Below are 11,309 nucleotides of genomic sequence, written 5' to 3' on the forward strand. Positions count from 1 at the left end.
TCACGCGTCAAGCATAACGCACTCATCCGGTGCATGGCGTCGCGTTGAGCTCTGCACAGGAGCGGCGCGGCCGATGGTATGCTGTGCATCGGCCTGGCGCGCGGCGCCCGGCATCGACATGACGGCAGTAGCGATCGGAACAGGAGCATGATGGACAAGGGCAGCCGGGGCCAGGGCGGCAGCAGGGGCAAGGGCAGGGGGACGGGGCGCGCGACGCTCGAGGAAGTGGCGGGATTGGCCGGCGTGTCGATCATGACCGCGTCGCGCGCGCTGAGCCAGCCGCAGATGGTGTCGGACGCCACCCGCGCCAAGGTCGAACAGGCCGTGGCAACACTTGGCTACGTGCCGAATCGCGCGGCGCGCGCGCTGGCCTCGAGCCAGTCGCACGTGATCGCGGTGCTGGTGCCGTCGCTGTCGAACGCCGTGTTCACGGCGGTGCTGGAAGGGATCCACGACGCGGTGGGGCCGGGCCAGTACCAGCTCCTGATCGGCAACACGCATTACTCGGAAGCCGAGGAAGAAAAGCTGCTGCGCACCTACCTGCAGTCCAGCCCGGACGGCATCCTGCTGTCGAGCCTGGCCCACAGCCCGGCGGTGTCGGCGATGCTGGCGGCGTCGAACGTGCCGGCGGTGTCGATGATGGACCTGTCCGACGACCCCAACGTGCTGTCGGTCGGCTTCTCGCAGCTGGATGCCGGCATGGCGATGACGCGCCATTTGATCGGGCGCGGCTACCGCCGCATCGGCTTCATCGGCGCCCAGCTCGACGAGCGCACGCTGCGCCGCGCCGACGGCTATCGCCAGGCGATGCGCGAGGCCGGCCTGTTCGACGAGGCACTGGAACTGATGGTGCCCGATCCTTCGACCATCGCGCTTGGCGCCGATCTGCTCAAGCGCATGCTGGAACAGGTACCCGATTGCGACGCCGTGTTCTGCTGCAACGACGACCTGGCGCACGGCGCGGTCTACCACTGCCAGCGCCACGGCATCCGCATCCCGCAGGACGTGGCCGTATGCGGCTTCAACGACTTGCCGGCGTCGGCCTGGATGATGCCGTCCCTGACCACGATCGGCACGCCGCGCTACCGGATCGGCTTCGAGGCGGCGTCGCTGCTGCTGCAGCTGATCAAGGGCAGCGAGCCGGAGCAGAGACGCATCGACCTCGGCTTCTCGCTGCAGGAGCGCGAGAGCGCCTGACGCCGCGCAGTCCTGTCCCTGACCTGCGGTTACGCCCGGGCGCGCTTTACATTCGCGCCCAAAGCGCTACAATCGATGGTTTTGTTAGCGCTATCAGGAAACATCATGACTACGGATCAGAGCGCGGATCAGAGCGCATCGACGGCCACCACCTGGGTGGTAATGGGTGTCAGCGGCTGCGGCAAGAGCAAGATCGGCGCGCTGCTGGCGCATCGGCTCGGCGTGCCGTTCATCGAAGGCGACGCCTTCCACAGCGCCGCCAACGTCGCCAAGATGTCGGCCGGCGTCGCCCTGACCGACGACGACCGGCGCGACTGGCTGCTGACGCTGCAGGGCGAGATCGCTCGACACGCGGCGGGTGGCGTGGTGCTGGGCTGCTCGTCGCTCAAGCGCGCGTATCGCGACGTGCTGCGCGGCGGCGCGGCCGACGTGCGCTTCGCCCACCTGGCCGGCCCGCGCGCGGTGCTGGCCGAGCGCATGAGCGATCGGCCGGGGCACTACATGCCGGTCTCGCTGCTCGACAGCCAGCTCGCGACGCTCGAGCCGCTGCAGGCGGACGAGGCGGGCGTGACGCTCGATATCCGCGATACGCCGGAGCAGCTGGTAGAGCAGATCCTGCGCCACAGCGCCTAAACGCTAAGCCACCGCCATCGCTTATGCGTGTGGGGTAACGCCACACGCAGCGTTCTCATCGGTTTGACGCCCCGGTTAAATCAGACTATATTTTCCACACACGATTGGAAAGGTTTCCAATTCCAGCTTTCGATCACATTCATTCGAGACCAACCCCCAAGTTGGCGCAGTGTGGCACAGCCACATTTTCATTGAAGTGAAAAAAGTGAGAAAAGAGGAGCCAAAGTGAACAACCACCGTTCGACCAGTCGTGCGATCCATCATTCGAAGCGCAAGCCGTTGCGCGCGCTCGCCGCCGGCCTGCTGCTGGCCTGCGGCGCGCAAGCCGCCGCCAGCGTCACCAACCCGCAAATCGGCCAGCTGCTGTGGTCCGAGGAATTCAACGGCAACAGCGTCAACACCGGCACCTGGAACCTCCAGGACGGCAACGGCTGCCAGATCGGCCTGTGCGGCTACGGCAACGCAGAGCTGCAGACCTACAGCCCCAATAACGCCTCGATCGTCAACGTGCCGTTTGAATCGGGCACGCGCGCGCTGGCGATCCAGGCGCGCAGCCAGACAGTCGGCAGCAACGCGTTCACCTCGGCGCGGCTCGATACACGCGGCAAGGTGCAGGTGCAGTACGGGATGATCGAATTCCGCATCGCCACGCCGAACCTGGGCACCGGCTTGTGGCCGGCAGCCTGGCTGCTCGGCACCAGTTCGCAGGGCTGGCCGCGCAACGGCGAGATCGACGTGATGGAGATGGGCCACAAGGCGGTCGAGCGGGCCAAGGGCAATGCGCCGTCGTCGAACCACTTCGTCGGTTCGAACGTGATTACCTGGCAGCAGGCGGCCTGCGTGCCGGGCAACGAGAGCTGCGCCGCGTCCACCGCGTGGCAGACCAAGAACTGGGTCGTGCCTTCTGCTTCGCTGGCGAACCGTTTCGTCACCTACCGCTTCTACTGGACCGAGAGCGAGATGCGCTTCTCGGTGGTCGACAACGGCGTCGAGCGCAATATGTACGACGCGCCGCTGCCGGTCAATTCGAGCGCGCTGCAGGCACCGTTCTACCTGCTGCTGAACATGGCGGTGGGCGGCAACTTCACCGACGCCGCCAATCCGGGGCAGGTCACGGCGCCGCTGCCGGGCACGATGTACGTCGACTATGTGCGCGTGTATCAGCTCGACGGCAAGGGCCAGGTCAAGCTGGGCAACCAGACCGTGCCCGAGGTGGCCGGCAAGTTCGGCGTGTTCACCGATAACACGGCCGTCAACGGCAAGCTGGTGGCGGGTACCAGCTCCGACATCTTCCTGTGGAATACCGCCTCCACCGGCGCCGGCAACACCGCGGCCTACGAAGGCAGCAACGTGATCGCCTGGAACTACACCACGCCCGGCCAGTGGTTCGGCGGCGGCATCCAGGCGCGCCAGGCGCGTGACCTGAGCAACTACCGCAGCAACGGCACGGTCAAGTTCCGCATCAAGATTCCGGCGAATGTGGGCTTCCGCATCGGCGTGGGCGATACCTACACCAATCAGAACTGGGTCAACTTCCCGGCCAATACCACGGCCTATGGCCTGACCCGCAACGGGCAGTGGGCGCAGGCTTCGATTCCGGTCTCGAACCTGCTTGGAACACTGGTGGCGGCGCAGTCGCTGAGCGATATCTTCATGATCTCGAGCATCGACGGCAGTCTGCCGACGTCCGCCTTCCAGTTCGCGATCGACGATATCGTGTGGGAGTCGGGTGGCGGTGGTACGGTGACGCCGCCGCCGCAGAACAATGGTCCGACGTCGGCGACGCAGACGTCGAGCACCATGCTGCAGTTCCGGACCACTACCGGGGGCTGGGCCGATGTGCACTACACCGTGAACAACGGGGCGCAGCAGAACGTGCGTATGCAGCTTAGCGGCAGCAATAACACGTACACCGCGGGTGGGTTGAAGGTTGGCGACACGGTGCGCTACTGGTTCACGTACTGGGATGCGGCGCGCGGATTTGCCGTGGATACGGCGCAGCAGACGTACACCATGCAATAAACGTAGGGTTGGCGGCTTCGCCGCCGACGCGGTGATCGTTGGCGGCACGGTCGTCCGATACGACATCGGAGCCGGTAACAATCGACGCGTCGGCGGCATAGCCGCCAACCCTACGGGACCGTTACCTCCAGGCGGTAGGTGCGGCCTGGCTCGATGTTGTCGACGCGTGGCGCCGGCAGCATCGCACCATCGCAGTTCACCGTGACCTGATCGACCGCCCCGCGCTTGATCTCGACCTCGAAGGTCGCGCCACGGAAGTGGCGCGTGACCGACATGCCGGGCCAGTGCGCCGGCAGCTGCGGCGCCACCGCCAGTCCATTGCCGTCGCCCCTCAAACCACACAAGCCTTCGATCACGCAGCGATACACCCAGGCCACGGTGCCGGTGTTGAACAGCTGGCTCGAACGCCCGGCCGTGCGCGGGTATTCCTTGTACGCGCCGCGGTAGTAGTTCGGAATGAACACCGGCAGTTGGCCGCGCCGCAGGTAGTCCTCCTGATCCGGCCCCGGAATCATCTTGCGCAGCGCATCGAAAGCGCGCTCGGTTTCGCCGATCGTGTACAGGCTGTAGATGTAGAACACGGCCGCATGGTTGTACACCGCGCCGTTCTCGGCCGACCCTGGGTGCTTCTGCGTGACGCGGCCGACGTCGTCGCGCATCTTGCTGTAGGGCGGGGCGAACATCTGTACGCCGTAGGGCGTGGCCAGCTGCTCGTCGATCTGGGCAAGCATCAGGGAACGCTGGTCGTCGCTGGCCGCGCCCGACAGGAAGCTCCAGCTTTGCGGATTCAGGTAGATGCGGCCCTCAGGGTCGGCCGCGACGCCGAACTTGACGTCGTCGTCGGTGATGCCGCGCGCGTACCAGGCGCCGTCCCACAGGTGGGTGTTGGCGGCGCGGTTCAGGTCCTGCACGCCGGCCTCGAAGCGTGCCGCCAGCGCCGCTTCGCCGCGCGCCGCGCACATGGCGCTCCAGAGTTTCAGTGCATAGCCGGCGGCCACGGTCAGCCAGCCGGACACGCCACGGCCTTTGTAGCCGACCATGTTCATCGGATCGCACCAGTCGCCCTGCTCGATGTAACTCAGGCCGCGCGCGTCGCGCTTGTGCAGCAGCCAGTCCATCGCCAGGCAGATGCGCTCGAAGGCGCTCTTCGTGCTGCCGTCGGCGGCGCTGACTTGTTCGTCGAGGATGGCGTCGTCGCCGGTCTCGTCGAGATAGGCGCGCAGGCAGACCGGCAGCCACACGCAGTGGTCGGTGTGCGGGATCTGGTTGATGTACTTGAGCTCTGCGCCCGCAAACAGCAGGATCCCGTCCGGCATCGCGCCGCTCGGTTCCTGCTGGCTCAAGGCGTGCAGGAAGGCGGCACGCGCCGAGGCGGGCTTGACGTAGGCCATGCCCATATTGTCCTGCAGGTAGTTGCGGGTCTGCGGGTCGGTGGACAGGCGATTGACGTCGCCGTGATAGAAGACCTGGCGCGCCAGCCAGCGGTTGACGAAGTTGTCGAATTCCTTATCGGGCGTGGCGATCGACAGCACGCCGGCGCCTTCCTTCTGGTACGCCTGCTGCTCGCGCGCGGCGGCGGCGAAGGCCGTTTCGCTCAGGTGGCGCGTGCGCAGCTGCGCGACTTCGGCGTCGTCGAATGCCGGGCCGAACAGCAGGCGGCGCTGCTCCTGCGCGTTTGGTGCCAGATCGAAGCGATACTGCACCACGCCGACCGGCGTTTCGTAGCGTGCGTCGCCGCAGGCCAGGCGTTCTTCGTTCACGGCCGACGGCGCATGCAGCCCGCCTTCGCCTTCGAACGCGGACTGGTTGACTTCCCATGCATCCGGCGCCTGCTCGCACAGCAGCACCGTCTTGTCCTTGAACAGGCGATTTTTAAAATAGTCTTCCAGCTTCTGGTACGGCGTCACGCTCGAGGCCACGATGCCGCCCAGGTCGTGCCGGTACTCGGCCGACTGGTTCATCCACGACATGTAGCCGATCGTGAAGTAGGGGTAGACGCTGATTTTGCGCTTACGCCCGGACAGGTTGGTGACCGCGAACGACCACAGCTCGGCCACGTCTTCCAGCGGCAGCGTGAGGGTGAGTTCGATGCGGATGCCCAGCTTCTCCACGGTCCAGCGCAGGTCTTGCGGGCCGACCGAGAATTCGAAGCGGTCGACGCCGCCGCGCACCGGTTCGTGGGGCGCCGAGAACAGCTCGCCGGTCTCTTCGTCCTTGACGTAGAAGAAGCGGCCCGGATGGTGGGCGTAATAGGCCTGCTCCGGCTGCATGAAGGACTTGGCTTCCAGGTTCGGCGCGTGCGAATACTTGGCCGGTTCCGGCTGCATGAACTGGGCGGTGGCATAGCCGCGGCAGGTCACCTGGATCATCATCCTGCGGTTCCACAGGAAGCCGCCGGCCTGCGGCATGGCGGTCGGGCTGGTCAGCACATAACGGTCGTCTTGCGGGTGCAGCATGGATCGGGTCTCCGTGGATGTCATGGCGCCGCCTTGCGTGCGGCGAGTTCGAGCTGAATGCGCGCCAGCAGCCTGGCGTCGAGGTTATAGAAGAACATGACCAGCACTGCCAGCAGGGCAAAGGCGGCCGGCACGAACGACATCAGCCACACGATGCCGGCCTGCGAGCCGACCGTTTGCGCCGCGTTCGGCACGTAGCCGAGCGAGGTGAAGACGGCGCCGATCACGCTCACCGCGACCGCGGTACCGAGCTTTTGCGAGAAGGTGGCGGCGGCGAAGGTCATGGCGGTGGCGCGGCGGCCGGTGGACCATTCGTTGTAGTCGGCAGTGTCGGCATACATCGAGAACGCCAGCGGCGACTTCGGTCCCAGCACCAGGCCCAGGCCGGCCTGCAGCACGAACATCAGGTCGATGCGCTCGGGCGGGATCAGGAAGAAGGCCGACGACAGCACGGCGGTGGCGCTCATCAGGATGATCATCAACAGCTTCTTGTCGATGAAGCGCGTCAGCAGCGGCGTGCAGGCGGCGCCGATGGCGGCGAACACCATATAGGTCGGCACGAAGCTGGCCATCAGTTCGGGGCGCTCGACCACGTACTTGAAGTAGTAGGCCGAGGTAGTGGTGCGCAGGGTGATGGTCACCATGATTACCAGCGCCAGCACGAACAGCACCACCCATGGACGGTTGGCGGCCAGGTCGCGGATGTCGCGCAGCACGTCGCTTTTTTGGTTCGGCGGCGGCGCTACGCGCTCTTGCGTGTTGAGGAAGGTGACGAGGAACAGCAGCGAGGCGGCCACGCTCCAGGCCAGCATGGTCAGCTGCCAGCCGCGCACGTCGTCGCCGGCGCCCAGCCACCCCACCATCGATGGCGTGGCGGCCGTCACCAGCGTGCTGCCGCCGAAGGCGAAGATGAAGCGCAGGCCGTTGATGGTGGAGCGTTCCTGCGGGTCGGCCGACATCACGCCGGACAGGGCGTTATACGGTATGTTGACGCAGGTGTAGCAGACCATCATCGCCAGGTAGCTGCCGTAGGCCCACAGCAGCTTGCCGTCGGCGCCGAGGTCGGGCGTGGTGTAGGTGAGCACGGCGGCGGCGGCCAGCGGCACCGACATCCACACCAGGTAGGGGCGGAACTTGCCAAAGCGGGTAGTGGTGCGGTCGGCGGCGGCGCCGATCAGCGGGTCGGTGAAGGCGTTGATCAGCTTGATCGAAGCGAGCAGGGTGGCAGCCTGCGCAGCCGAGATGCCGAAGGTATCGGTATAGAAGATCAGCAGGAAGGTGGCGATATTGGCCCAATAAAAATTGAAGCCCATGTCGGCCACGCCATAGCTGAGCTTTTCGCGCCAGCCTAGTTGGCTGGTGGAAGGCGCGGCCGGGGGCGCCTTGGACTGCGCGGCAGGCGGCGTGGCGGCCGCCGTTTCGGGCCCGCTGTTGAGCATGTCTGTCTCCGGATGTCTATGGTGTTTTTAATAGTTGATAGCGCTAACATCTTCATCCAGTATGCGCCTGGCGCGATGGCATGTCAAACAACGGCAGGGTTGAAAGGCTCGGGCCGCTGCGCCAGCAGATGCGACAGCCGCTGCAGCCCCGCCTGCAGGTGTCCACGGTCCTTGATGCTGCCCAGCGAGATCCGGATCGCATTCACCGATGCGTCGCCGGTTGCGAAGGCCTCGGCCGGGGTGACCGCGATGCCCTCGCTGTCGGCGGCCTGCGCCAGCTGCGAAGAGTGCCAGTAGGCCGGCAGCGCGAGCCATACGTGCAGGCCGTCGCCGGCGCCGCCGTAGCGCCCGGCCAGGATGTCGCGCGCCATCCGGTGGCGCAGGCGCGCCTCCTTGCACACGCCCTGCAGCAATCGGTCGGCCGAACCGTCGAGTATCCATTGCGTGGCCAGGGCCGCCGTCAGCGGCGCGGCCATCAGTGCAAACGACCTGAGCGCGACCAGGAAACGCTCGCGCACCTGCGGGTCGCGTACCAGCACGAAGGCGACGCGCAGGCCGGGCGTCAGGCATTTCGACAGGGTGGAAATGTAGAGCACGTGTTCGGGGGCGAACGCGGCGATGGGCGGCGGCGCGGCATCGGCCAGCAGCCAGTAGGGATCGTCCTCGACGATGCGGACATTGCAGCGCTGCGCGATGCCGGCCAGCGCCTTGCGCCGGTGTTCGGGCATGGTGATGGCGGTCGGGTTTTGCAGGGTCGGATTCAGGTAGACCAGCCCGGGCTGGTGCCGGCGGCAGGCCTGCTCGAGCATCTCGGGCACCATGCCGTGCCCGTCCGCTCCCACCGCGACGATGCGGCGGCCGAACTGGGTGGTGGCGGCGCGCAATCCCGGATAACTCATCGGCTCCGCCAGGATGACGTCGCCGGGCTCGGTCAGCGCCAGCATCAAGGCGGCGATCGCCGCCTGCGCCCCCGGGCAGACGACCAGCTGGCGTGAATCGAGCGGTCCGAACATCGGCGCCAGCCACCGGGCGCCGGCTTTGCGGTCGGCATCGCTTCCGCCGCCCAGGTGGTAAGTCATCAGCAATTCGTTGTCTGCCTGCATCAGCACCTGGGACAGGCCTTGTTTCAGCAGGTCGTCGAAGTCGACGCCGTCCGGCGGTGGCGGGGTGTTCATGCTCAGGTCGAGGACCGAGTCCAGTTCGACCTTCGGCGCCGCCACATAGGTACCGCGGGCGCCGCGGCCTTCCAGCAGGTTGCGGCGCCGGGCTTCGTCGTAGGCGCGCGTGATCGTGGTCAGGTCGACGTCCAGTTGCGCTGCCAGCTGGCGCTGGGGCGGCAGGCGGTCGCCCGGTTTCAGCGTTCCGCTGGCGAGCGCCGCCTGCAGGGCATCGGCGATCTGCAGGAAACGCGGTCCGCCGTGCCTGGCCAGGTGCGGCAGCCAGCTTGGCGAATCGTCATCTTGTATGGTTTTCAACTGGGACATTTTGTCTCAATGTATGGAAATTGCTTTTGAGTAGAATGCCTCAGAACCCGCAGCAATACCATCCTCCCACCTGACCGGACATCGCTCCGGCCAAGTAAGCATCCTCAAGTACAAACCTGGAAGTACGCAAATATTATGGAATGGTTCCCTATCATCGCCGGCACGTTCAAGGTGATCGTCCTATGTACCGGCATGTTTTTCGCCGTGAAGTGGCATTACGACCAAGGCAAGAAGGGCAAGCAGGAAGAGCGCCGCGCGGTGCTGCGCATGGTCGGCAAGATTGCCGTCCTCTTCGCGCTGCTGCTGACCGGCCTGGTGTTCGGCACCTTCTTCCTGGCCCAAAAGATCGGCCTGGACCTGAACTTCACGTGGTGGTAAGTCAGGCCGGCGCCGCGTCGCGCAGTCCCTCCGGATCGCGCAGCGGAATCATCAGGAACGCGCTGAGCGCATACAGGCCGGCGAAGATCCAGATGATGCCGGCCACGCCCAGCGAGGCGCTGAAGATGGCGACGATGGCCGGGCCGACCCAGGTCGAGGCGCCGGCGCCCAGGCTCAGCACCGACAGGGCAGCGGCGCGGTTCTTCGGCACCAGGAGCGGCATCAGCGCCGACAGCGGCACGAAGCCGCCCAGCGTCAGGCCGTACAGCGCACCGAACGCGCAGGCCACCGCGAAGTCGCCGATGAACATCTGCGGCACATAGAACAGCAGCGGTGTGCTGATCGCGCTGCCTACCGCGCCCATCCAGATCACCGTGTTACGCAGGCCGAAGCGGGTGGCGAGGCGGCTCGAGATCAGGTTGCCGGCGATATTGGCGACGAAAATTACCATCACCAGGCGCAGCCACTATTCCAGGCGTGAAGCCGATCCAGGCGTGAAGCCGATCACGTTCATGGTGGGAAAAGAGGAATTCGGATGTGCCGCTGCCGTCGGTATGCGTGAGCTGGTGGAAGTCAAATTGTGGTCCTGATAGAAAATCTTTGCGCTCGAGAGCGCCAGCTAGTGGCCCAAATGGTTTTTAACAGCTAACCTGGAACTCATTTAAATTTGTGTAGTCTTATACGTATGGCGGTGAGTTCCACCGTGTCAGCCTGTGGAGAAGAAGGCTCTGGCCCTGCAAAACTGCAAGGTGAAACCGGCTTCGACGAAGCAGGAATTCAACGGTAAAGCTAGCTGTAAATAGTTTTACGTAAGTTTGAAGGAACGGCGGAAGGGACACGCGTAGCGCGTGCAGGAGCAGCTCCCGGGACGAGCCTGAAGCGATGTCGCCTTTGATGTGCCATCAAGCGGCGGGCGAGCGCCCGGCGTGGAGCGGTTGCGGGAAGATCGGGTAGTAATCTTTATTTATAGCAATACATTTATGAAAATATTTTTGTTTGGCATACTGAAAGATGAAAGATGGCGTGTTTAGACGCGCGAAGAAGGACGCAACAAAAACGCCGCCGTGCCCGGTATAGGGAACGGCGGCGTTCAATTTGACTACCCGGGGCGTGCACCCCGGTCAGGACATCAGAACTCTTCCCACTCGGTTTCCGAGACCTTGGTCGATGCGACCGGCTTGGCGCGCGACGCGGCTGCAGGTTTGGCGGCAGCCGATGCAGTAGCGCTTGGCGCCGCTTTCGCAGCCGGCTTGGCGGCAGACGCCGCAGCCAGCGCCTTGCGCACCGGAGCCGGCGCAGCCTTGACCGCAACCGGCGCCTTGGTCGCAGCCACGGCATGGCGCGGATCGAGCTTAAACACATCCACCACCTGCGCCAGGCGCTGAGCCTGTTCCTGCAGGGCGGCGGTGGCGGCGGTGGCTTCCTCGACCAGGGCGGCGTTCTGCTGGGTCGCGTTGTCCATCGAGCCCATGGCCTGGTTGACCTGGTCGATGCCGGTGATCTGTTCCTGGCTGGCCGACGAGATCTCGCCCATGATGTCGGTCACGCGCTGGATCGAATCGACCACTTCGCGCATGGTCGCACCGGTGTGGTCGACCAGCTTGGTGCCGGTGTCGACTTTCTCGACCGAGTCGCCGATCAGTTGCTTGATTTCCTTGGCGGCGGCGGCCGAGCGCTGCGCCAGGTTGCGCACTTCCGAT

The 11,309-nt window shown here is 65.2% G+C and carries 9 protein-coding genes; 4 read left to right on the forward strand and 5 right to left on the reverse strand.

From position 1 onward, the window contains the following. The first annotated feature begins 147 nt into the window (after positions 1–147). The 3 genes from RTQ83_RS19525 (at position 148) to RTQ83_RS19535 (ending at position 3,852) form a co-directional block, all read left to right on the forward strand. Positions 148–1,197, forward strand: a complete 1,050-nt coding sequence (locus tag RTQ83_RS19525; RefSeq protein ID WP_312518183.1) for a LacI family DNA-binding transcriptional regulator — start codon at positions 148–150, stop codon at positions 1,195–1,197. Between the two features lie 105 nt (positions 1,198–1,302). Next, the gene (locus tag RTQ83_RS19530) at positions 1,303–1,830 is read left to right on the forward strand and encodes a gluconokinase (RefSeq protein ID WP_312518186.1); all 528 of its coding nucleotides are present in this window, start codon (positions 1,303–1,305) and stop codon (positions 1,828–1,830) included. A gap of 225 nt (positions 1,831–2,055) precedes the next feature. After that, entirely contained in the window at positions 2,056–3,852 is a 1,797-nt protein-coding gene (locus RTQ83_RS19535; RefSeq protein ID WP_312518189.1) for a glycoside hydrolase family 16 protein, read from the forward strand. Between the two features lie 110 nt (positions 3,853–3,962). Here RTQ83_RS19535 and RTQ83_RS19540 read toward each other — a convergent pair whose 3' ends face one another. From RTQ83_RS19540 to RTQ83_RS19550, 3 genes are all read right to left on the reverse strand, one after another. After that, positions 3,963–6,308, reverse strand: a complete 2,346-nt coding sequence (locus tag RTQ83_RS19540) for a GH36-type glycosyl hydrolase domain-containing protein (protein WP_312518192.1) — start codon at positions 6,306–6,308, stop codon at positions 3,963–3,965. 20 nt (positions 6,309–6,328) lie between these two features. Beyond that, entirely contained in the window at positions 6,329–7,747 is a 1,419-nt protein-coding gene (locus RTQ83_RS19545) for an MFS transporter (protein ID WP_312518195.1), read from the reverse strand. A gap of 83 nt (positions 7,748–7,830) precedes the next feature. Next, on the reverse strand, positions 7,831–9,231 hold the full coding sequence (locus RTQ83_RS19550; RefSeq protein WP_312518197.1) for a PLP-dependent aminotransferase family protein: 1,401 nt from the start codon (positions 9,229–9,231) through the stop codon (positions 7,831–7,833). Between the two features lie 135 nt (positions 9,232–9,366). On the opposite strand from RTQ83_RS19550, the gene RTQ83_RS19555 reads away from it, so the two are divergent. Further along, a complete protein-coding gene (locus RTQ83_RS19555) occupies positions 9,367–9,609 on the forward strand; it encodes a hypothetical protein (protein WP_312518200.1) in 243 nt (80 codons plus the stop codon). A gap of 1 nt (position 9,610) precedes the next feature. Here the strand turns inward: RTQ83_RS19555 and RTQ83_RS19560 are convergent, their stop codons facing one another. After that, positions 9,611–10,060 (reverse strand): MFS transporter, encoded by a 450-nt coding sequence (locus RTQ83_RS19560; RefSeq protein ID WP_312518203.1) that lies wholly within the window; start codon positions 10,058–10,060, stop codon positions 9,611–9,613. A 678-nt stretch (positions 10,061–10,738) separates the two neighbouring features. Then, positions 10,739–11,309 (reverse strand): methyl-accepting chemotaxis protein (locus RTQ83_RS19565; protein ID WP_312518201.1); only part of this gene is annotated, 571 nt, incomplete at its 5' end.

This window comes from Massilia sp. (assembly GCF_031995545.1).
Classification (GTDB): domain Bacteria; phylum Pseudomonadota; class Gammaproteobacteria; order Burkholderiales; family Burkholderiaceae_D; genus Telluria.